This is a genomic window from Microbacterium sp. NPDC089321 (assembly GCF_040684935.1).
In the GTDB taxonomy this organism is placed as follows: domain Bacteria; phylum Actinomycetota; class Actinomycetes; order Actinomycetales; family Microbacteriaceae; genus Microbacterium.
The window spans coordinates 258,998-280,431 of record NZ_JBFBGX010000002.1; the positions used below are offsets into that span (position 1 = coordinate 258,998).

Here is a 21,434-nt window from a genome sequence, read left to right on the forward strand (position 1 = left end):
CACACCGTGAAGATCGTCAGCGTCGTGGGCGCACGCCCGCAGTTCGTCAAGCTCGCTCCCATCCACAAGGCCGCGACGGCCGCCGGGGTGGAGCATGTGATCGTGCACACCGGGCAGCACTACGACCCGATGCTCTCCGACGTGTTCTTCGAAGACCTCGGCATCGGCACGCCGGACGTGCATCTCGGTGTCGGCAGCGGCTCGCACGGCGTCCAGACGGGAGCGATGCTCGCGTCCCTCGACGCGGTGTTCGACGAGCATCGCCCGGACTGGGTTCTCGTCTACGGCGACACCAACTCCACCGTCGCCGCTGCGCTGAGCGCCGTGAAGATGCACATCCCCGTCGCACATCTGGAGGCGGGTCTGAGAAGCTTCAACCGACGGATGCCAGAAGAGCACAACCGCGTGATGACCGACCATGCGGCCGACCTGCTGCTGGCGCCGACGCAGGTCGCCGTCGATCATCTCGCAGCAGAGGGGCTCGCTGCGCGCACCGTGCTGGTCGGCGATGTCATGACGGATGTGCTCTACGAGGTGCGAGACCGCGTATCCGGGAATCCGTCCGCCCTCGTGGACGAGCTGGGGCTGGAGCCGGGTGGGTTCTACGTCGCGACGATCCACCGCGCCGAGAACACCGACGATCCGTCTCGCCTGGCTGAGGTCGCGGACGGTCTCGCGCGACTCGACAAGCCGGTCATCCTGCTGGCGCATCCGCGGGTGGTGGCGAAGGCATCCGCGCACGGCATCGCACTGACCCAGGGATCGCTGCAGGCGCACGCGCCCCTGGCCTACCCCGACCTGATCGCGGCGACGCTGTCCAGTGCGGGCATCGTCACCGACTCCGGGGGACTGCAGAAGGAGGCGTTCCTGCTGGGAGTCCCATGCACGACCGTGCGCACGGAGACCGAGTGGGTCGAGACCGTGCAGCTCGGCTGGAACGTGCTGGCGAGCAGCGCCGATGAGATCGCAGCGGGCGTCACCAGGCCGCGCCCGCAGCCCACCGACGCCGCGCCTTACGGCGACGGCCATGCGGCGGAGCGCGTCGTCGCCGTGCTCTCGCGGGACTGAACCTCGGCTCCTGGGCGGCTCGCGGCGAGTCCGCCCGTAGAATGGACGGCATGCGTATTGCTGTCGTGGCCCTCGGAAAGATCGGCCTTCCACTCGCCGTCCAGTTCGCCTCCTCCGGTCACGAGGTGATCGGCGTCGACGTCAACCAGAAGGCCGTCGATCTGATCAACGCCGCCACCGAGCCGTTCCCCGGAGAGGCTCACCTTCAGGAGCGTCTCGAAGAGCTGATCCCGGCAGGGCGCCTCCGCGCGACCACCGACTACGCCGAGGCGATCCCCGGCGCGGATGCCGTTGTGCTCGTGGCGCCCGTGTTCGTCAACGACGAGACGTGGGAGCCCGACTTCAAGTACATGGACGCGGCGACCAAGTCGCTCGCCGAGCACCTGACGCCCGGCACGCTCGTGTCGTACGAGACGACCCTGCCGGTCGGCACCACGCGCACGCGCTGGAAGCCGATGCTCGAAGAGGGATCCGGTCTCACCGAGGGCACCGACTTCCACGTCGTGTACTCGCCGGAGCGCGTTCTCACGGGGCGCGTCTTCGAAGACCTGCGCAAGTACCCCAAGCTCATCGGCGCACTCTCGGAGGAGGGCACGCGCCGTGCGCGGGAGTTCTACGAGGCTGTGCTGCAGTTCGACGAGCGCCCGGACCTCGACCAGCCGAACGGCGTCTGGGACCTCGGGTCGACCGAGGCGTCGGAGATGGCGAAGCTCGCCGAGACCACGTATCGCGACGTGAACATCGGCCTCGCCAACCAGTTCGGCCTGTTCGCCGCCTCCCACGGGATCGATGTCTACAAGGTCATCGACGCCTGCAACTCGCAGCCGTACAGCCACATCCACCGCCCCGGCATCGCCGTCGGCGGCCACTGCATCCCGGTCTACCCGCGGCTGTACCTCTCGACCGATCCGGACGCCGACATCGTGCGCGTCGCCCGCCAGCTGAACGCATCGATGCCGGAGCGCCTGGTCGCACAGGCCGAGAGCATCCTCGGCGTTCTGAAGGGCCGGCGCGCGGTCGTGCTCGGTGCGGCGTACCGAGGGGGAGTGAAGGAGACGGCGTTCTCCGGGGTCTTCCCGACGGTCGACGCACTCAAGGCCCGCGGAGCAGACGTCCTCGTGCACGACCCGCTGTACACCGATGACGAGCTGCGCAGCCTCGGCTTCGAGCCGTACGCCGTCGGCGACGCAGCCGATCTCGCGATCCTGCAGACCGACCACGCCGACTACCGGACTCTCGGTCCCGCACAGATCCCGGGCGTGAAACTGCTCGTCGACGGTCGCAACGCCAGCGACGCCGCACTGTGGGCCGGCACGCCGCGCATCGTCGTCGGCACGGCCAACTGAGCCGAGTCGAGCCCTTGGTCGCAGTCTCCGTCATCATCCCCACCTTCAACGAGGGTCCCAACGTGGCACCCCTCGTGGCGAGGCTCAGTGCGCTCGAGAACATCACCGAGGTGATCTTCGTCGACGACTCGACCGACGACACCCCCGCCGAGATCGAACGGGTGGCGGCCGAGGCGGCGGTCCCCGTGCGGCTGTTGCATCGGGATCGTCCAGCCGGCGGCCTGGGGGGTGCCGTGCTGCGCGGCTTCGAGGTCGCGAACTCGGATGTCTGCGTGGTCATGGACGGCGATCTTCAGCATCCGCCCGAGGTGATCGCTGAGCTGATCGACCGATTCGACCAGGGCGACGCGGACGTGGTGGTCGCCTCGAGGTACTCGGGGGAGGGATCGGCAGCGGGCCTCGCCGGGTTCACCCGGCTCGCCGTCTCGCGGGGATCGACCCTGCTCACGAAGGCGATGTTCCCGCGTCGGCTGTACGGCTGCAGCGACCCGATGACCGGCTTCTTCCTCGTCGACCTGCGGACGATCGACCGATCGTCCCTGCGGCCGCAGGGATTCAAGATCCTCCTCGAGATCCTCGCCCGGCACACGCTGCGCATCGCGGAGGTGTCGTTCGACTTCGCCGACCGCAACGCCGGCGAGTCCAAGGCGTCCGTCCGCCAAGGCCTTCGGTTCCTGCGTCAGCTCTCCTCGCTGCGCTTCGGCAAGATGCCGGCCTTCGCGCTCGTCGGCGCCATCGGCGCCGTCGTCAACGTGGCCATAGTGTGGGCCCTCACCGCCCTGGATGTCGGGTACATCTGGGCTGCGATCGTGGGCGCCGAGGTGACCATCGTCGGCAACTTCCTCATCCTCGACCGATACGTCTTCTCGGAGATGAAAGCGGAGGCCTCGCCGTTCTGGCGACGGTTCGGTCAGTCCTTCCTGTTCAACAACGCCGAAGCGGTGATCCGGATCCCCATCATGGCGTTGCTCGTCGAGAGCTGGCACATCTCGGCCGCCGTCGCCACGGCCGCCACACTCGCCGTCGCCTTCGTCGTGCGCTTCGTATTCCACTCACTCGTCGTGTACCGCCCGCGCCGTGCGTCCGACAGCAGCACCCGCGCGCTCGAGGTCGCTGACCGGTCGACGCGAAGCGGAGACGCGTGAGCGCGGCGGCTGCGCTGCGCGCCGCCGTTCCGGCGGCCCTGGGGTACGTCGCGGTTCGCGCTCTCGGCCTCCTCGCTCTGTGGTGGGCAGGAGGCCGCTCCTTGCCGGCCCTGTGGCATTCCCTCACGGCCAGGTACGACGCCGGTCCGCTGCTGACCATCGCAGCGGAAGGCTACGACGACGGTTCTGCGACGCCCAGCAACCTCGCGTTCTTCCCGCTCTTCCCGCTGCTCGCGCGCGCTCTCGGCGCGGTCGTCGGCATTCCTGCCGGAGCACTGATCATCAGCTGGGCTGCGGGTGTCGCATGTGCGATCGCGCTCTTCTTCATCGGAAGGCGGCTCGGCAGCCCGGCGATGGGCACCATGCTCGCCGTGCTCTGGGGCGCCCTGCCGCACGCCATCACCGAGTCGATGGCCTATACCGAATCGCTCTTCACCGCCCTCGCCGCGTGGGCGCTGTTCGCCGTGCTGGGCAGGCAGTGGGTTCTGGCGGGGGCGCTCACCGTCCTGGCCGGTCTCACTCGCGCCACCGCGGTCGCACTGATCGCCGTGGTCGGCCTGGCGGCGATCATCGAGCTGGTTCGCACCCGTGGCAGATCGTGGCGTGCCTGGATCGGAGGGGCGCTCTCGCCTCTGGGATGGCTGGGATACATCGCATGGGTGTCCACTCGCACCGGCGGGATCGACGGCTGGCTGGCGGTGCAGCGAGGGTGGGGCACGACTTTCGACGGCGGGGTCTACACCGCGCGGACCTTCTGGACGATGCTGTCGGGACAGACCACTCTGCAGCTGCTGACCGTCACGGTCATCATCGCGGTCGCGATCACGCTGCTGGCGGTCTCCGCCGCAGAACGCGTGCGCTGGGAGCTGCAGCTGTACGGCCTGCTGGTCGTCGTGCTCGCATTCGGGGCCGCCGGGTACTACCAGTCGAAGGCCCGGCTGATCCTGCCCGCATTCACCCTTCTCGTCCCGCTCGCACACACTCTTGCGCGGGCCCGGCGTGCGACTGCGCTGATCGTCTTGACGGCTGCAGCTCTCATGTCGGCGTGGTACGGCGCATATCTCCTGATCCATGCGTCGTACTCGCCGTGAGCGCGCCTTCGTTCACCGCACGCCGGGGCACCGCACGCCGGGGTCAGTCCGTGAAGACGGAGTCGATCTGATCGAGAACGCCGTCGCTGATGACCGACGAGCCGCCGAGCACCACCACGCGAACGGGATCGAGACGCTTGATCTCGGCGAGGGTGACAGGCGAGATCGAGTCGGGCAGCGTGAGCAGCACCGGACCGCCGAGCGCGCCGCCTGCCGCCGCACCGGCGAGGGCATCGGCGAAGTTGCGGCCGCTGGCGACGTACACGACGGGCACGCGCGTGTCGGTGAATGTGTTCTTCGAGACCGCGACGGCCGTCTCGTAGCGCGATGCACCTGACCAGCGTGAGGTGTTGGTGGAGACCCCGGTCGACAGGCGAGCGCTCTTCAGAACGCTGTCGCTGATGGCTCCGGTGCCGCCCAGTGCGACGATGCGTGACGGCTTCAGCGCTCGCAGCGCCGCAGCGGTCTCGCCGGGGAGTGCGGTCTGCTTCGCCAGCAGGATCGGCGCCTGGGTGAAGCCGGCCGCCGCCGCGCCCGCCAGTGCGTCAGGGTAGTTCGTGCCGCTGGCGAGATAGACAGTGTCGGCGGCGTCCCAGAATCCCGTCATCTGCGCGGCGGTGTCGTAGCGATTCGCGCCCGCGAACTGATGGGAATCGAGGGTCGCGGCCGCCGCTGCCTGGGTGAACACCTTCGAGCTGATCACGCTCGAGCCTCCGGCTCCGAAGACGTAATCCGGCTCCAGTGCCTGCAGCTCTTCCAGTGCCGACGCGCTGATCGAGTTCGGCAGGGTGAGAAGCACCGGGCCACCGAACGAGCCGGCGACAGCGGCCGCAGCAAGTGCGTCGGGGAAGTTCCGTCCGCCGGCGAGGAAGGCGGCGTTGATGCCCGAGAACGGGAACGCGTCCTGCGAGACGCGGACGGCGGTCTCATAACGATCCGCACCGAAGATGCGCTGGACGGAATTGTGCGTCGTGGTGAAGGTGTACAGCGCAGACAGCTCGCCGGTGCCCGCGTCACTCACCGCGGCGATCCGCACGCCGTACTCCGTGTCGGGATCCAGCCCCTCGATCCACGCCGTGGTCTCCGTGTTCCACGCGGCCTCGTCGATCACCGTGTCGCCGAGCAGCAGCTGCAGCTGATAGCCGGTCACTGCGGGGTCGGCGACCGGCTGCTGCCAGCTGATGAGCGCGGTGGTCGAGCTGATCTCGACAGCGCTGATCTGCTGCACCGGGCCAGGCACTGCGGCGAGTGCGGCCGACGTGCGGCTGGACCGCGAGGGCGCGTCGCTCGCGGGCGCATGCGCAGCCGCATCGCGGAACCGCGGACCCGGCTGGGCGTCGCCCGCCTCGGCCGAGGCTCCGACGTTCGGCAGTGCGGGCTCGTCCGCACCTGCGGCTGCGAGCGGAAGGGAAAGGGAAAGGGCTGCGATGGCGGCGATGGCCGCGATCGCTGGGCGGCGGATGAAAGCCGACATCGAATCTCCTTTGACAGAACGGCGCATGGTCGCCGCGTCGGGATTCGTCCGCGTCGTTGCTTTCCGTGAGCAGAGCGTATCGCAAGCGCATCGTTCAGAAGCGGATATCCCGCCCCTCGAGATCCTCCCGAGCTCCACCGCATGAAGACCGGTCGCGTCTCGGCGGGTTCTCCCATCGACCCACCGATACGATTGACCCATGGATCTTCTCGTCGTCGGGTCGGGTTTCTTCGGCCTCACCATCGCTGAGCGCGCCGCTGAAGCCGGCCGCAAGGTCACCGTCATCGACCGCCGTGCGCACATCGGCGGAAACGCCTACAGCGAGGCGGAGCCCGAGACCGGCATCGAGGTCCACCGTTACGGCGCGCACCTGTTCCACACCTCGAATGCCACGGTGTGGGAGTACGTCAACCGCTTCACCACCTTCACCGATTACGTCCACAGGGTGTACACGAACCACAACAGCGTCGTGTACCCGATGCCGGTGAACCTCGGCACGATCAACCAGTTCTTCAGCGCCGCATATTCGCCCTCCGAGGCCCGCGCACTCGTCAAGGAGCAGGCCGGCGAGTTCGATGTGAAGACCGCACAGAACTTCGAGGAGAAGGGCATCGCCCTGGTGGGGCGCCCGCTGTTCGAGGCGTTCTTCCGCGACTACACGGCGAAGCAGTGGCAGACCGACCCGCAGAAGCTCTCGGGTGACATCGTCAGCCGGCTCCCGGTGCGCTACACGTACGACAACCGTTACTTCAACGACACGTGGGAGGGCCTGCCGACCGACGGATACACCGCCTGGCTCGAGCGCATGGCCGACCACCCGAACATCGAGGTCAAGCTCGACGTCGACTACTTCGATGAGACGCAGCCGCTGAACAAGCGAGCCACGGTCGGTCAGCTCCCCGTGGTGTACACCGGCCCCGTCGACCGCTACTTCGACTACGCCGAGGGAGAGCTCAGCTGGCGCACGCTCGACTTCGAGCAGGAGGTGCTCAACATCTCCGACTTCCAGGGCACCAGCGTCATGAACTACCCCGACCTCGACGTGCCGTTCACCCGCATCCACGAGTTCAAGCACTTCCACCCCGAGCGCCGGGAGATCTTCAACTCCGACAAGACGGTGATCATGCGCGAGTTCTCTCGCTTCGCGAACCGCGACGACGAGCCGTACTACCCGGTCAACACCTCGGCCGACCGCGACGGACTGCTCGCGTACCGCGAGCTCGCCAAGGGCGAGCGCGACGTGCACTTCGGCGGTCGCCTCGGCACGTACCAGTACCTCGACATGCACATGGCCATCGGGTCTGCGCTGTCGATGTGGCGCAACGAGCTCTCGGGCGAGAGCGTCTGACGTGGCGACGACGGTGGGAGCGGCGGGGACTCCCCGGCGCTACCTCCACTCGCTGTGGCTGCTGTCTGCGCGTGACCTGAAGGTCCGGTACTCCACGAGCGCGCTCGGCTACCTGTGGTCGATCCTCGATCCGCTGGTCATGAGCGCGATCTACTGGTTCGTGTTCACGGTGATCTTCCATCGAGGCTCGATCGGCGCGCAGCCCTACATCGTGTTCCTGATCGCGGCACTGCTCCCGTGGGTGTGGTTCCAGACCGCCGTGACCGATTTCACCCGCGCGTTCAAGAAGGACGCCCGCCTCGTGAGATCGACCGCGATTCCCCGGTCGATCTGGGTGATGCGCCCGGTGCTCTCGAAGGGCATCGAGTTCCTCTTCTCGATGCCGGTCCTGATCGTCTTCGTCATCGGCACGTGGATCTGGGGTGAGGGGGACAACGTCGCCCATGTGGGGTGGGGCATCCTGTGGCTCCCCGTGGCGATCGCTCTCCAGGCGGTCCTGCTCACCGGTCTGGGTCTGCTCGTCGCTCCGCTCTGCGCGCTGTACACCGATCTGGAGAGAACCACCGCGCTCATCATGCGCGCCCTGTTCTACGCCTCCCCGATCATCTACTCCGTGCAGGACATCCCGGGCGTGCTGCGCGACCTCGCGCCGTTCAATCCGCTGGCCGGCATCTTCACCCTGTACCGGATGGCGTTCTTCCCCGACATGTGGGACGGCCGCACCGTGTTGATCAGCGTCGCGATGAGCCTGATCATCCTGGTGCTGGGAGTGTGGGTGTTCCGCAAGCTCGAGCGCCCCGTCCTGAAGGGACTGTGATGACCGCTGCGATCCAGGTCGACGGGCTCGGGGTGCGGTTCCGCCGCAACCGCCGGGGAACCCGGAACTTCAAGGACATCTTCGCCGGTGCGAGCCGGCGCGCTCGGCCAGGGGAGTTCTGGGCCCTGCGGGGCGTCTCCTTCGACGTCGCCCCCGGTGAGTCGATCGGCGTCGTGGGCCGCAACGGCCAGGGGAAGTCCACTCTTCTTCGTCTCGTGGCAGGAGTTCTGCTCCCCGACGAGGGCAGCGTGCGGGTGAACGGCGGAGTGGCACCGCTGATCGAGCTCACCGGCGGGTTCGTGGGTGATCTGACCGTGCGTGAGAACGTGCGGCTCACGGCAGGTCTGCACGGCATGTCCAAGGCTGAAGTCGCCCGCCGCTACGACGAGATGATCGCCTTCGCCGAACTCGAGGATTTCCAGGAGACGCCGTACAAGCACCTCTCCAACGGCATGAAGGTGCGTCTCGCCTTCTCGGTGGTGTCTCAGCTCGACGAGCCGATACTGCTGGTCGACGAGGTGCTGGCCGTCGGCGACAAGGCCTTCCGCGACAAGTGCTACAAGCGCATGGACGAGCTGCTCGCCGAAGGCCGGACTCTCTTCTTCGTCAGCCACAACGAACGCGACCTCCGTCGCTTCTGCCGTCGAGGACTGTACCTCGACAAGGGGCAGCTGGCGATGGACGGCCCCATCGACGCCGTCCTCGACCGCTACAACGCCGATCACGGAACGTCGTGAGGCATCCCACCGCGCCGGTGGGCGCGGTGGGGCATCGCCGGCCGAGCCTCAGCCGTCGATGAGATCGTTCAGAGCTGCCAGCTTCGCGCGCGCGGTCGAGATCTGGCTGCTCGTCGACCCACCCTGCGCGAAGGCCGCCCGCAAGGCGTCAAGAGCCTGAGCGTAGTCCTGCACGCCCGCTCGCCACGCGCGAGCGATGGAGGTCGGGGGCACCACGTCCGACAGCCGGCCGGCGTCATCTCGCAGCTGATCCGCGATCTGCACGCCTTCTTCGCCGGAGGCGTCCTGCGCATAGGTCAGGCCCGTTGCCGCGTCATCGAGCCTGGGCTGGACCTTGTCGCGGAAGACCGGGAGCGCCGGGTCCGACGGTGCCGGCGGCGCTGGCGGCGACGTCGGTGCAGGCGGTTCCGTGGACGGCGCGGGCGTCGGGGTGCTCGAAGGCGTGGGGCTCGTCAGTGGCGTCGGCGAGGCCGAGGGGGAGGAGGACGGCGGAACCGAGGGCGTGGGAGACACGGTGGACGAGGAGGACGGCTCCGCGGCGGTCTCCCACGGTCGCACGACGGCGAGGACGACCGCGGTCGCCACGGCGATCGCGGCCACGGCGAGGCCGATCATCAGCCACATGCGCGAACGGCGAGGAGTCTCTTCGGGGAAGGCCCAGACGTACTCGGGCTGCGGTTCGGTCATCGCCCCGCCAGCGCAGGCATCGGGCGCCAGGTTCGATCACGGCTGATCCGCGCGCCGTCCCGCAGGCCCCGGAACAGGTTGCTCGTGCCGCGCACGGTGCGCTCGACGAAGAACAGGCGGATCAGCTCCTTGACGAAGGTGGCGGTCGTCCCCAGGGCGAACAGCACAGGGCTGTACGCGTTGTGGGCGCGGTAATAGTGCTTGATGTACGCACGGTTGCGCATGATGTAGTAGCGGTACGCGTTGCTCGACGCGTTCATGTGGCGGATGCCCATGTCCCACTGCTTGATCTCGCGGGTGCGGCGAAGCACGAACTCGTCGACGATCACGGCGGTCGTCAGCCGCGACGCCAGCCAGCCGTACATCTGGTCGTCCCAGTAGATGAAGAAGCGCGGGTCGGGCAGGCCGATCCGCTCGACGATGGAGCGGTGGATGAACATGCCCTCGAAGCAGCCGCTGTTCATCTGCTTGAAGCCCGAGGAATCGAACTTCGACGGCGCGAACGGGATCGGGATGCCCATGCGCTCGGCGATGCGGTACTGCCAGTAGAACTCGCTGCCGTCGTAGTCGTACCGGCGGCCCTGGATGCTCTTGAACCGGCGCGACCAGCGGCCCATCTTCGCCAGGCCGTCCGGAATGACCTCGACGTCGTCGTCCATCATCCAGATCCACTCCGCCCCGAGGTCGTACGCCGTGCGCATGCCCTCGCTGAACCCGCCGGAACCACCGGTGTTGGTCTCGAGGCGGCGATAGACGATCTCGCTGCCGATGCTGTCCCGGAACGACTCGACCACGTCCGTCGTGTCGTCGGCGGAAGCGTTGTCGACGATGACGACCCGGCCCGGCTTCGGATCCATCGAGCGGATGCTGGTGAGCAGACCGGTCAGCAGGTGCGAGCGGTTGTAGGTCACGATGACGATCGCCGCGGTGGACGGATCGAAACCTGTTGCGGTCATGCCTGCTCCTCGAAGATCGTGCGCCACGAGTCATCGGAGACGAGCTCGGGGAGGGCCGCGCGGTACTCGGACTGCAGCTTCGACCAGTTGCGTCGGAGCTTCCGGTGGAGTGCGATGCTCTCGGTCAGCATCCGGCGGTACTGCGCGCGGTCGCGCGTGTAGACGTTCTTGCCCGAACCGTCGGCCGAGCTCACCAGCACACTGTCGTGCAGCGGTACACGCCACCAGTGCGCGTCACCCTTGCCGAACTCCACCTCGGGCTGCATCACGTTGGCGGGGTCCGGAGTGCGCAGCCAGTGGGCGACCAGCGTGCGGAGGGTGAACCAGCGCAGCCGCAGCCCCGTCGGACTGTCGTACTCGTGCTGCTTCATCCGCTTGAACACCTGCCGCCCCCTTCGCGAGTGCAGCACGCGGCTGGGGTCGCGGTGCACGACGGTCTCGGGGAACTCCGCGGCGAGCTTGCGCGCAGCAGGCATCGCGGTCGCGAGGTTCTGCTTCATGTGAGCGGGCCCCGACAGCACGTCGTGCAGCGCACGCGCACGCAGGGCGACGGGGTAGTACTGCATCATCATCAGATGCTTGAGGTCGACGCGAAGGCTGTGCTTGAGCAGCCGTCCGCCCTGAGGCGCGTTCGAGTGCAGCAGGCCTGCGACGATGCGGTTGCGGGCGTGGAAGTACGCCTGCCAGTCGATGGTGTCGTCCTTGTTCACCCACGAGACGTGCCAGAGCGCGACGCCAGGAAGCGACACGGTCGGGAATCCGGCCTCGCCGGCTCTCAGACAGAACTCGGCATCGTCCCACTTGATGAAGGCGGGCAGCGAGAGCCCGACCTCGCGGATCGCCTCGAGCGGGATGAGGCACATCCACCATCCGTTGTAGTCGGCATCCATGCGCATGTGCAGCAGCGGAGACTGCCGCAGGTTGGCGGCGCCGAAGTCGTGCGGCATCTTCTCCTGGTAGAGGTTGCGCCACATGAAGGGGTGCTCGTCGACGACTTCCGCCCAGCCATGCAGCTTGGGGCGGTCGAGCAGGTCGAACATGTGCCCGCCGACGAGGGCCGGGGTCGTCGCGTAGCGTGCGAACACGATCGATCGCCGCAGCGATTCGGGCTCCAGACGCACGTCGTCGTCGAGCAGCTGCACGAAATCGCTCTCCGGACGCTGAAGGGTCTCATGCATGGATCGCGCGAAGCCCCCGGAGCCGCCGAGGTTCGGCTGACGGATGACCTGCAGCGTGTCTCCGAGGCGCTCGGCGACCTCGTCGTAGCCCTCCTGCTCCGCCACGAGCTGGGTGCCCTGGTCGATGAGGAAGATGCGATCGACGAACTCCAGCGCGTCGGGTGATGCAGCCAGCGCGTTCAGCGTCTCGACGCAGTAGTCGGGCTTGTTGTAGGTGGTGATCCCCAGTGACGCCTTGCCGTCGCGCACCGGCTCCTGCTCGGTGGTCCACTGAGCGCCTTCGAGCACCGCGTGCTTCTCATCGGCGACCACATCGAACCAGATCCAGCCGCCGTCGCTGTACTCGGTGAGCGACAGATCGAAGGAGGTCGTGGCGTGACCGCTCACCTCTCGTGTGTCGATGCGCTGGCGAACGCCCTGACCGTTCGATCGATACACGAGCACCGTGGCCGGTCCTGCGGTCTGAACGGTCAGGCGCACCTCGCGGACACTCGTCCAGTGCTGCCAGTACGAGGCGGGGAAGGCGTTGAAGTACGTGCCCAGCGACACTCGGCGACCCGAGACGATACGCGCGCGGTGACGCCCGAGGATGTTGCCCAGGTGCGCCCGATTCGACACCCGAACGGGCTCTTCGTCGATGACCGACCAGGTCTCGGGGTCCGCGTACAGAGGAAGCAGGTCGGGGTCGCGGTCGAGCGGGAAGACGACGTTCTGCAGCACGTGGGTCACGAGGGGAAAGCCTACCGGTCGCGCCTTGGGAACTCCGGTGACCACCCCGCCGCTGGTGGCTCAGCTGCGTCCGTGCTCCGGCCCGAGCGTCGGGATGGCGCCCGTCTGCGCCGAGTCGATGCTCTCGCGCCACGACCGGGTCTGCCCGGCCCGCAGGGCGCACAGGACGAGCAGCAGCCAGCCGATCCCGGTGAGCGCGAAGCTCTCGAACATCGACTCGACGGCCAGGGTCATGAGTACCAGGGGCGTCCAGGCATAGACGACCGAACGACGCACGCTGGCCACGAGCCATGAGCGCACGATCGCCACGCCGCCCAGAACGAGGAAGAGAGCGAGGCCGGCCCAGCCGAGCTGCAGCAGAGTGTCGAAGTAGGCGTTGAGTGCAGACTGGTGGTGATCGGAGAGCTGGAAGTTGATGTACGTGAAGGGGTATTCGCCGCGAGGCCAGGGGCCGAACCAGCCGTAGCCGGTGATGGGTCGCTCGGCGATGAAGTCGAGCATCATGTTCCACAGGTCCGCGCGGGTCGAGAAGTCGGAGCCTGCGTCGAGAAGGCGGATGATCTGGTGTCGCAGCGCGAACGCGACGATCAGCCCGGCGACCACCAGGCCGCCCAGGACCCATTGCATGGCTGCGCGCCGATGGGCCGAGGTGTGCCGGACGATCGTCAGCGCGGTGGTGGCCACTCCGACCGCTGCGGCCAGCACGACGACCGAGGGCGATGCCGAGAGCAGGGCGAGGAATCCGCCCAGAGCCACCGACAGGATCCCCGCGACCCGGCCGATCGATTGCGTGCGCCACTCGATGACGAAGGTGATCAGCGCGACCACCGCGATGAATCCGAGCATGTTGCGGGTGCCGAAGACTCCCTGGATCGGTCCGCCCGCGGCGAGGTTGCCCTGGATCCCCAGCGCCGTGAACGGTGTGTCGAGCAGGATGCCCGAGAGGATCTCCAGACCGAGCGAGATGCTCAGCAGCCAGCGGAGGGTGTCGCCGATGGCGCGAACCGTCTGCAGTGTGTCGCGTACATGACCGATCGTGATGGCGATCAGCGCGTAGCCGAACAGGGTGATCCAGCCCGCGATCGTGCCGGTGCGATCCGACGACCACAGTGCACTGATCAGGGCGAGCGCCAGGAAGCCGAGCAGCGACGTCGGCGCGAAGCGGAGCAGCGTCAGCTCCTCTCGGCGCACGACGAGCACGGCGAGGCCCAGAAGGGCGAGGGTGCCGATGATCACGGCGAGACTCACCGGCGACATCATCCGCTCGATGAGCACCGAGGTGAACGCGGCGGTCAGGGCGGTCAGGGTGTACGCGCGCGCGAACAGCGCCGTGCCGAGCAGCGAGACGATGTATCGCCGCGGCGTCATGGCACCTGCCGGGACTGCGGACCGTGCGAGATGACAGGAGTGCGCTCGCCGACGCCGACGCCGATGAGGGGCACCGCCTTCATCTTGAACGACAGGAGGATGAGCAGCAGCCAGCCCCACAGCATGATCGGCGCGGATTCCGCGAGCCCCTCCACGAGCAGCACGGCCACGAGCAGCACCGGCAGGAGGGACAGGGGGGAGTAGGGCCGCTCGGCGTCGAGGTCCCATCGAGGACGGTCGACGGCAAAGAACCACGCCCGCCAGGTCAGGGCGAGCCAGGCGACGGCCATCAGGATCACTCCCACGACGCCGAGCTGCAGGAAGACGTCGAGCCACATGTCATGGGCGTGGAAGACGGTCAGGCCGTGGTTGAGGATCCAGCCGTCGAACGCCGGATCCCACGGCACCCAGGGCGACGAGAAGCCGTTGCCGAGCACCGGGCGGGTGATCGCCCGATCCCAGACGGCCTGCCAGATCTCGATGCGGCCGGTCAGGTCGGACCCCTTGCCGAGAAGCGCCAGCAGGTTGTCGCGCAGCACCACCGCTGTCGCGACGCCGAGGACGGCCACGACACCGAACCCGAGGTACAGCGGACCGCGTCGTCGGGTGACGCGGGCGATCAGCGCCGCGATCAGAACGGCGACGACGACCGCGATGCTCAGGTACACCGTCGCCGAGGCCGCCTTGACCAGCAGGACGACGGCGAGCGCTGCCCAGACGATCAGCATCGTGCGGCGGCGCACCTGCGTCGCGTAGAGCACGCCGAAGACGATCAGGGCGAACAGGCACATCATCGCGAGAGTGTGGGCGTTGCCGACCACGCCCTGGATGCGCCCGCCGTCGAAGAGGTTGCCGCGCACCCAGTAGAGATGAGGATCGACCTTGCCGTCGGGGAGGTCGACGAAGTTGGGCAGCAGCGGGTGCCTGAGCACCAGGGCCACCCACAGCTCGATCGCGAGCGAGAGACCGAGGATGACCTTCAGCGCCGTGGAGAGGGCTCGCGCGATCTCCTGCCAGGTCAGCATGGTCGCCACGAGCAGCGCGGTGACCGTGATGGCTGCGAGAAGCGACCAGGTGAGCAGGGTGGCTGCGGGCCAGCGCGACCACAGCGTGGAGACGAGGGCCAGGGCCGCATAGCCGAGAGCGGCCCACGGCAGCCGGCGCCAGGGGAACCTGGTCGGACGCTGCGCCACCACCGCCGGAATCCAGATCGCCAGTGCTCCTGCGCTGAGGACGACGAGCAGGATGCCCGATCCGACGGGCCCGACGAGGTTGTAGACGGCGGTGTGGCCGAAGACGCAGAACAGCGAGAGCACGCTGTACGCGCGCACCATCAGGTGCGCGGTCGTCTCCCGCGGCGGCGCCGCCGGGAGAGCTGCGACTGGATGCTTGGTGTACACGGCCATCGGGTTCAGGCTATCGCGCCGGACCGGCGTCGCACCCGTCTCGACCTACGCTGAGATCATGCTTCTCTCGATCGCGAATCATCCCCGTGACTACGCCTGGGGCTCGACGACTCTGCTGGCCGCCCTCGAAGGGCGCGCGCCCTCGGCATCCCCGGAGGCGGAGGTGTGGTTCGGAGACCATCCCGGCGATCCGGCGGACGTCAGCACCGGCGGCACCCTCGATGCCGTCACCGGCGGATCGCTGCCGTATCTCCTCAAGCTGCTCGCCGCCGCCGATCCGCTCTCGATCCAGGTCCACCCCACTCGTGAGCAGGCTCGCGAGGGCTTCGCGCGGGAGACGGGGATGGATGCAGGAGACCCTGCGCGCAATTACCGCGACGCCAATCACAAGCCCGAGCTCATCGTCGCGCTGAGCGAGCGTTTCGAGGCGCTTGCCGGGCTCCGCCCGGTTGCCGAGACGCAGCGCCTCCTGGCATCCCTCCCGGGTGCGGACGGCGTGCGCGAACTGAGCGAGCGGCTCGGCGCGGGTGACGAGGCGACGGCCCTGCGCACCACGATCGGCTGGCTGCTCTCCGGCGACGCCGCGGACGAGGTCGCGGAGATCGTCGCGGGCCTGCCCACCGCGGAGTCGGAGGAGTTCGCCGACGCTCTGAACGCCCTGCGCGGGATCGCCGAGCGCTGCCCGGGTGACCCGGGGGTGGTCGTGGCGATGCTGATGAACTTCGTGGTGCTGGCCCCCGGCGAGGCGATCTTCCTCCGTGCGGGGCTGCTGCACGCATACGTCTCGGGCCTCGGTGTCGAGATCATGGCGGCCAGCGACAACGTTCTTCGCGGTGGACTCACGCCCAAGCACATCGACGTCGACGAGCTTCTCGCGATCGTCGACACCAGCCCGGCCGCGGTGCCCGTGCAGCCGAGCACAGGGGAGGTCACCGCGTACGACGTGCCGGTGGACGACTTCGCGCTGCGCCGCGTCCTCGTAGACGGCGAGTATCGGGCTGAGGTCAGCGGGCCCTCGATGGTGCTCGCGACCCGCGGTGAGCTGACGGTCTCGGGAGCGTCCGACGCGGATGTTCCGGTCGCCGTCGGCAGGGCGGTGTTCGCGACCTCGGACGAGCCGGAGCTGGTGCTGCGGGGAACCGGCGAGGCGTTCATCGCGCAGCCGGGTGCGGCCGTCTGACCGCCGCGACACGCCGACGCGGGTTCAATGAACCTTAAACGCACCCTTGAGGGTTTACTATCTGCGACTTGACCACGGCGAATGACACGGGTGTAATTAGTCGTGCACGGCCCGAGGGGGGCACGAGCAGGGTTGGGAGATCGAGATGACGGGTTACCGGTCAGACGTTCCCGAGAATTGGTTCGTCGATCCAGTGAATCTCGGCGTGCCCGGCGTACGCCGAGCAGATGCCGAAGACGACGGCGCACTCGCCTGGCAGGCGGACGCGCTCTGCGCGCAGACCGATCCCGAGGCGTTCTTCCCCGAGAAGGGCGGCTCGACGCGAGACGCCAAGCGCATCTGCACGTCATGCGACGTCCGGGGCGAGTGCCTCGAGTACGCGCTGAACAACGACGAGCGCTTCGGCATCTGGGGCGGCTTGAGCGAGCGCGAGCGTCGCAAGCTCAAGCGCCGCGCAAGCTGACGGCTTCGCGGGCGCGCCGAGTCCGATGACCGGCGCCCCGCGCATGCCTGTCTAGGCTGGCTCTGCCATGCCATCCCGAGTACACGCCATCGTCGTCGCACGCACCGGCGAACCCGCAGCCGCACAGCTCGGCCGCACTCTCGAAGCCATCCGCAGACAGTCCACTCCGCCCGACACCGTCACGGTCGTCGTGCTGGGCAACGGCGCACAGGTGCGCGCCGTCGAGGGGATCGGTCACAGCGTCGAGGCGATCATCGAGGCGCGGCCGACCACGACCTTCGCGGAGGCGATCGCGCTCGCGCAGCCCCGTGTCGCGGCGGGCTCCTCCGTCTGGATGCTGGCTCACGACTCCGTGCCGGAGCCGAGAGCACTGCAGCTGCTCGCCGGCTCGCTGGAACGCTCGCCCTCCGCGGCCCTGGCCGCGCCGAAGCTGGTTCGTCACGACGACGACCGCGAGATCGTGTCGATGGGCATCAGCATCAGCCGGTTCGGCCGGACGGTCGAGCTGGCGGCGGACGAGCTCGACCAGGGGCAGCACGATTCCGACGAGGACACCCTCGGAGCGGATGTGCGGGGGATGCTGATCCGCGGCGCCGCGCCCACGGTGCTGCGCCCCGACCCGGGCCTCGGCGGCGCCGACGAGGGTCTCGATCTCGGCGTGCGCGCCCGCCTCGGCGGAGCCCGAGCGGTTCTCGTGCCGCGAGCGCGAATCGGCGTGCGACCGGACGGAGTGGCAGCCGCGCCGCAGCGGGAGGCGGCCCGCGCATGGATGAGCAGGCGGGCGCAGCTGCACCGGCGGCTCGCATATGCCCCGGCGATCGCGGTTCCGCTGCACTGGCTGAGCCTGCTGCCCCTCGCCCTGTGGCGATCGATCGTGCACCTCATCGGCAAGCGTCCGGGCGCTGTCGCCCCCGAGTGGGGTGCGGCGCTCGCGAGCATGGTCTCCGTCGGTGCGGTCCTGCGTTCGCGGCGTGCGATCCGCTCCTTCCGCTCCGCATCGTGGGCGAGCATCGCCCCGCTGCGCGTGAGCGCACGACAGCTCCGGCATCGACTCGACGATGGTCACGGGAGCGAGCGCGGGGCGGTGAGCGAGCTGCGCTTCTTCAGCGGGGGAGGCGCATGGGCCACTCTCGCGGCGCTCGTCGTGGGCATCGCCGCCTTCTTCCCGCTGCTCGCGTGGCCGAGCATCGGCGGCGGCGAGCTGCTGCCGATGCGACAGGACGTCGCCGACCTCTGGAAGGACGCGGGCTGGGGCCTGCGCGACCTCGGTCTCGGGGTCGTCGGCCCTGCTGATCCCTTCGCCGCAGTGCTCGCCGTGCTCGGCACGCTCTGGCCGGGTGAGCCGTCATTCGCGGTCGTGCTCCTCTGGCTGGGTGCGCTCCCGCTCGCGGTGCTCGGCGGATGGTTCGCCGCGACGCGCGTCACAGACCGCGCTGGTCTGCGCATCCTCGGCGGTGTGCTGTGGGCCCTGGCGCCGACCTTCCTCGCGGCGCTGGTGCAGGGTCGGCCCGCGGCGGTGCTGCTGCACCTGCTTCTGCCGTGGCTGTTCCACTCGGCAGCGGTCGCGCACCGCTCCTGGGGAGCAGCAGGCGCGGCATCGGTCATCGCCGCGGCGTCTCTCGCCTGCGCTCCGTCGCTCGCGCCGGCTCTCGCGCTGCTGTGGTCGCTGACTCTCGTCTTCATGCTCTCCACCGGACGGGTGCGGGGGGCTGTGCGCGTGTTCTGGCTGCTCGTCCCCGCAGCAGCGCTCTTCGCTCCTCTCATCCATCGACGGCTGAGTGACGGCGATCCGTGGGCGCTTCTCGCCGACCCGGGGGCGGTGCAGCCGCTCGCGCAGGCCACGGCGGATGCGCTGGGGCGACTGCACATCGCGCAGGGGTTCCCCGCCCCTGGCTTCGGCGGGTGGGACTGGCTGGTCGGCGAGGGCACCGCGCCGTTCGCGGCACTGCTGCTCGCGCCGCTCGGGCTTCTCGCGCTCGTGTCAGCGCTCTCGCCGCGCTGGCGAGCCGGATTCGCGCTCCTCTTCACCACCCTCACCGGCCTCGTCGCCGCGATGCTCGCCGTGGGCGTCGCCGTGTCGTTCGCACACGGCGAGGCCGTCGCGATCTGGCCGGGAACCGGGCTGAGCCTCGCCTGGCTCGGCGCGGTGGGGGCGGCGCTCGTCACCCTCGACACGGTGGTCGCCATGACCGCACTGCGCTCGGTGGCTGCTCTCATCACAGGGGTCGCCGTCGCCGCATGTGCGATCCCCGGACTGCTGGCCGTGAATCTCGGCGAGGCGCAGATCCGCAACGGAGCGACCAGCACCCTGCCCGCACTCGTCGCCGCCCATGCGGTCGACGACGTCGAGAGCGGCACGCTCGTCATGACGCCCCTCGACGACGGATCTCTGGGGACTCAGGTCGTGTGGGGTCCGAGCTCCACGTTGAGTGCGCAGACGACCCTGCTCAGCACGGCGACGCGCGTGCAGGGCGACGACATCGCCACCGACGCCGTCGATCTGCTGTCTGCGCGGGATTTCGATGCTGCCGCGGCTCTGGGGGATCGGGGGATCGGCTTCGTGCTGCTCACCTCCCGTCGCGGGCAGAGCGACCAGGCTCGCAGCATGGTCGACGCGGCGATCACCGCCATCGACCAGAGAGCGGGATTCGTCAAGGCGGGGGAGACGCCGAGCGGAATGCTCTGGCAGATCGACACCGCCGTCGCCACGCGCATCCAGCCGTCCGAGGTGCAGAGCACGGTGGGGCGTCTGGTCGGGCTCGCGCAGCTGATCGTGATCCTGGCTGCTCTGCTGCTCGCGATCCCCACCAGGGCGTCTCGCCGCGAGGCTCGTGCGCGCTCGCGGGTCGTGGGCCGAGCAGCCGACGAGCCGTTCGTCCTTCCTCGACGTCGCAGCGAGCACGTCGCCGTCCACGTGGAGCCGGCGTCGGCGGCATCCGCCGCTTCCCAACCGCACGGCGACGCCGTGCGGGACGAAGCCGCTGAAGCTGCCCACGCTGAGGCCGACGGTCCCGGCGCGTCCGCGGACGCGGGGCAGCCGGCCGCTGAGAAGGAGAGCCGATGAAGCAGCGCACCATCCATCTCGCCGCCACCGGAGCGCGCATAGCCACCGGGGCGGCCGTCGCGACGGCCTGCGTACTCGGCGTCGCAGCGTCCGTCGCCGCGCCGTGGCCGGTGCTGCAGAGCACTCCTGCCTCCACGACGGTGACCCCCATGCCCGGTGACTCCACGATCGTGTGCAATGGGTCCTTCCGGGCTCTCGGACGCGATTCGAGCAGGGCGGATCTGCTCGTGTCGGCGGGGGTGCCACGCCTCCGCCTCGATGCCGGCGACCACCAGACCAGCACGGCACCGCTGCAGATGCCGGATGTGCTCGGTGGTGAGGGGGCTCAGAGCATCACAGGGGCCGTCGCCGACCGCACGGCCCCGCTGATCTCGGCCTCGGAGTCGCTCACGCTCGACGACGAGGATCTGCGCGGCTTCGCCGCCGCACCCTGTCGCGAGGCGACCATGCGCTCCTGGCTGGTGGGTGGCGACGGATCGACCGGATCCTCCGACGTGATCGTGCTGTCCAACCCCGCCGACGTGGCCGCGACCGTCGATCTGAACGTCTATGGGTCTCAGAAGGCGAGCACGACGAAGGTCGTGCAGCCGAAGACCCAGCTGACGCTGTCGCTCGCGTCCGTAGCCGGGTCCGAGCCGCGTCCGGTCATCGAGGTGATCGCCTCGGGCGCCCCGGTGCGCGCGGCGATGCAGTCGGCGCATGTGCGCACGCTCGACGCCGTCGGCATCGACGTGCAGGACGGCACCGGTGGCGCACAGGAGAGCCTCAGGCTCCTCGGCGTGCAGTCTCAGCCGGTCACCGAGGGAGATGACTCCACAGGCATCCTGCTGCGCATCCTCGCTCCCGCGGACGACGCCACGGCGACCGTCCGAGTACGCGGGGCCGCCGGAGATGCCGGTTCGGACGAGTACACGGTTGAGCTGACCGCGGGCGTCCCGGCGGAGATCTCGCTGACCGGCGTTCCCGCCGGGGCTCAGGACGTCGAGATCGACGCGACGGCGCCGATCGTCGCAGCCGCTCGCCAGACTGTGCGAGCGGAGGGCCGTGAGGACTTCAACTGGATGCTTCCGGCTCCCCAGCTGAGCGGGACGGTGCCGTTCACGGTGCCCTCCGGCGCTGCCGCCACTCTGTACCTGCGGAATACCGGCTTCGACCCTGTGTCAGTGAGTCTCGAGGGGCCCAGCGCGCAGACCATCGAGCTGCCTGCGGACGGCGTCGAGGCGATCGCGCTGCGTGCCGGCGGACATCGGCTCCGTACGGAGGGGGCCGTGCACGCCGCAGTGGGTCTGCTCGGGGACGGTGCGGTCGCGGGGTGGCCGCTCTGGTCGCCGCCGGCGACGCAGCAGCCGATCGTGGTGCGCCCCTGACGGCGTCGCG

17 protein-coding genes are annotated in these 21,434 nt (G+C 68.9%); 11 read left to right on the forward strand and 6 right to left on the reverse strand.

Annotated features, from left to right (window positions below):
• Positions 1 to 6 precede the first annotated feature (6 nt).
• The 4 genes from wecB to AB0N59_RS09250 are packed head-to-tail and all read left to right on the forward strand — an operon-like array spanning position 7 to position 4,650.
• Entirely contained in the window at positions 7 to 1,068 is a 1,062-nt protein-coding gene (gene wecB / locus AB0N59_RS09235) for a UDP-N-acetylglucosamine 2-epimerase (non-hydrolyzing) (RefSeq protein WP_363481923.1), read from the forward strand.
• Positions 1,069 to 1,118: 50 nt separating this feature from the next.
• Positions 1,119 to 2,414: a nucleotide sugar dehydrogenase gene (locus tag AB0N59_RS09240; RefSeq protein ID WP_363481926.1), complete on the forward strand. Its 1,296-nt coding sequence runs from the start codon at positions 1,119 to 1,121 to the stop codon at positions 2,412 to 2,414.
• 14 nt (positions 2,415 to 2,428) lie between these two features.
• Positions 2,429 to 3,559 (forward strand): glycosyltransferase family 2 protein, encoded by a 1,131-nt coding sequence (locus AB0N59_RS09245; protein ID WP_363481929.1) that lies wholly within the window; start codon positions 2,429 to 2,431, stop codon positions 3,557 to 3,559.
• The gene (locus AB0N59_RS09250) at positions 3,556 to 4,650 is read left to right on the forward strand and encodes a hypothetical protein (protein WP_363481932.1); all 1,095 of its coding nucleotides are present in this window, start codon (positions 3,556 to 3,558) and stop codon (positions 4,648 to 4,650) included. The genes AB0N59_RS09245 and AB0N59_RS09250 overlap by 4 nt, the downstream gene beginning before the upstream one ends.
• A 43-nt stretch (positions 4,651 to 4,693) precedes the next feature.
• Here AB0N59_RS09250 and AB0N59_RS09255 read toward each other — a convergent pair whose 3' ends face one another.
• The gene (locus tag AB0N59_RS09255; protein ID WP_363481935.1) at positions 4,694 to 6,124 is read right to left on the reverse strand and encodes a cell wall-binding repeat-containing protein; all 1,431 of its coding nucleotides are present in this window, start codon (positions 6,122 to 6,124) and stop codon (positions 4,694 to 4,696) included.
• A 199-nt stretch (positions 6,125 to 6,323) separates the two neighbouring features.
• Between AB0N59_RS09255 and glf the strand changes: the two genes are divergently transcribed.
• From glf to AB0N59_RS09270, 3 genes are read left to right on the forward strand one after another with little or no spacing between them, the layout of a single operon-like run.
• Positions 6,324 to 7,472 (forward strand): UDP-galactopyranose mutase, encoded by a 1,149-nt coding sequence (gene glf / locus AB0N59_RS09260; RefSeq protein ID WP_363481938.1) that lies wholly within the window; start codon positions 6,324 to 6,326, stop codon positions 7,470 to 7,472.
• A gap of 1 nt (position 7,473) precedes the next feature.
• Positions 7,474 to 8,289, forward strand: coding sequence for an ABC transporter permease (locus AB0N59_RS09265; RefSeq protein ID WP_363481941.1), 816 nt, complete (start codon positions 7,474 to 7,476; stop codon positions 8,287 to 8,289).
• Complete coding sequence (locus AB0N59_RS09270; RefSeq protein ID WP_363481944.1) at positions 8,289 to 9,026, forward strand: ABC transporter ATP-binding protein; 738 nt, start codon at positions 8,289 to 8,291, stop codon at positions 9,024 to 9,026. The genes AB0N59_RS09265 and AB0N59_RS09270 overlap by 1 nt, the downstream gene beginning before the upstream one ends.
• Positions 9,027 to 9,074: 48 nt before the next feature.
• Here AB0N59_RS09270 and AB0N59_RS09275 read toward each other — a convergent pair whose 3' ends face one another.
• Genes AB0N59_RS09275 through AB0N59_RS09295 form a run of 5 tightly spaced genes read right to left on the reverse strand, consistent with a single transcriptional unit; the run spans position 9,075 to position 15,350 of the window.
• Positions 9,075 to 9,713: a hypothetical protein gene (locus tag AB0N59_RS09275; protein WP_363481947.1), complete on the reverse strand. Its 639-nt coding sequence runs from the start codon at positions 9,711 to 9,713 to the stop codon at positions 9,075 to 9,077.
• Positions 9,710 to 10,669: a glycosyltransferase family 2 protein gene (locus AB0N59_RS09280; RefSeq protein ID WP_363481949.1), complete on the reverse strand. Its 960-nt coding sequence runs from the start codon at positions 10,667 to 10,669 to the stop codon at positions 9,710 to 9,712. The genes AB0N59_RS09275 and AB0N59_RS09280 overlap by 4 nt, the downstream gene beginning before the upstream one ends.
• A complete protein-coding gene (locus AB0N59_RS09285; RefSeq protein ID WP_363481952.1) occupies positions 10,666 to 12,576 on the reverse strand; it encodes a glycosyltransferase in 1,911 nt (636 codons plus the stop codon). The genes AB0N59_RS09280 and AB0N59_RS09285 overlap by 4 nt, the downstream gene beginning before the upstream one ends.
• A 60-nt stretch (positions 12,577 to 12,636) precedes the next feature.
• Complete coding sequence (locus AB0N59_RS09290; RefSeq protein ID WP_363481955.1) at positions 12,637 to 13,944, reverse strand: O-antigen ligase family protein; 1,308 nt, start codon at positions 13,942 to 13,944, stop codon at positions 12,637 to 12,639.
• Complete coding sequence (locus AB0N59_RS09295; protein WP_363481958.1) at positions 13,941 to 15,350, reverse strand: O-antigen ligase family protein; 1,410 nt, start codon at positions 15,348 to 15,350, stop codon at positions 13,941 to 13,943. The genes AB0N59_RS09290 and AB0N59_RS09295 overlap by 4 nt, the downstream gene beginning before the upstream one ends.
• Positions 15,351 to 15,408: 58 nt before the next feature.
• On the opposite strand from AB0N59_RS09295, the gene manA reads away from it, so the two are divergent.
• The 4 genes from manA to AB0N59_RS09315 all read left to right on the forward strand — a co-directional run bounded on the left by manA (position 15,409) and on the right by AB0N59_RS09315 (position 21,424).
• A complete protein-coding gene (manA, locus tag AB0N59_RS09300) occupies positions 15,409 to 16,530 on the forward strand; it encodes a mannose-6-phosphate isomerase, class I (protein ID WP_363481961.1) in 1,122 nt (373 codons plus the stop codon).
• A gap of 145 nt (positions 16,531 to 16,675) precedes the next feature.
• Positions 16,676 to 16,993: a WhiB family transcriptional regulator gene (locus tag AB0N59_RS09305; RefSeq protein WP_204976093.1), complete on the forward strand. Its 318-nt coding sequence runs from the start codon at positions 16,676 to 16,678 to the stop codon at positions 16,991 to 16,993.
• A 67-nt stretch (positions 16,994 to 17,060) separates the two neighbouring features.
• Entirely contained in the window at positions 17,061 to 20,057 is a 2,997-nt protein-coding gene (locus tag AB0N59_RS09310; RefSeq protein ID WP_363481965.1) for a glycosyltransferase, read from the forward strand.
• Positions 20,054 to 21,424, forward strand: a complete 1,371-nt coding sequence (locus AB0N59_RS09315; RefSeq protein ID WP_363481968.1) for a DUF5719 family protein — start codon at positions 20,054 to 20,056, stop codon at positions 21,422 to 21,424. Before AB0N59_RS09310 ends, AB0N59_RS09315 begins: the two co-directional genes overlap by 4 nt.
• Positions 21,425 to 21,434: the final 10 nt, after the last annotated feature.

Excerpts from the sequence above, each read along its gene's own strand:
- AB0N59_RS09240 (WP_363481926.1), top strand. The coding sequence starts at position 1,119 with ATGCGTATTGCTGTCGTGGCCCTCGGAAAGATCGGCCTTCCACTCGCC.
- AB0N59_RS09255 (WP_363481935.1), bottom strand. The coding sequence starts at position 6,124 with ATGTCGGCTTTCATCCGCCGCCCAGCGATCGCGGCCATCGCCGCCATC.
- glf (WP_363481938.1), top strand. The coding sequence starts at position 6,324 with ATGGATCTTCTCGTCGTCGGGTCGGGTTTCTTCGGCCTCACCATCGCT.
- AB0N59_RS09270 (WP_363481944.1), top strand. The coding sequence starts at position 8,289 with ATGACCGCTGCGATCCAGGTCGACGGGCTCGGGGTGCGGTTCCGCCGC.
- AB0N59_RS09275 (WP_363481947.1), bottom strand. The coding sequence starts at position 9,713 with ATGACCGAACCGCAGCCCGAGTACGTCTGGGCCTTCCCCGAAGAGACT.
- AB0N59_RS09280 (WP_363481949.1), bottom strand. The coding sequence starts at position 10,669 with ATGACCGCAACAGGTTTCGATCCGTCCACCGCGGCGATCGTCATCGTG.
- AB0N59_RS09290 (WP_363481955.1), bottom strand. The coding sequence starts at position 13,944 with ATGACGCCGCGGCGATACATCGTCTCGCTGCTCGGCACGGCGCTGTTC.
- AB0N59_RS09295 (WP_363481958.1), bottom strand. The coding sequence starts at position 15,350 with ATGGCCGTGTACACCAAGCATCCAGTCGCAGCTCTCCCGGCGGCGCCG.
- manA (WP_363481961.1), top strand. The coding sequence starts at position 15,409 with ATGCTTCTCTCGATCGCGAATCATCCCCGTGACTACGCCTGGGGCTCG.
- AB0N59_RS09305 (WP_204976093.1), top strand. The coding sequence starts at position 16,676 with ATGACGGGTTACCGGTCAGACGTTCCCGAGAATTGGTTCGTCGATCCA.
- AB0N59_RS09310 (WP_363481965.1), top strand. The coding sequence starts at position 17,061 with ATGCCATCCCGAGTACACGCCATCGTCGTCGCACGCACCGGCGAACCC.
- AB0N59_RS09315 (WP_363481968.1), top strand. The coding sequence starts at position 20,054 with ATGAAGCAGCGCACCATCCATCTCGCCGCCACCGGAGCGCGCATAGCC.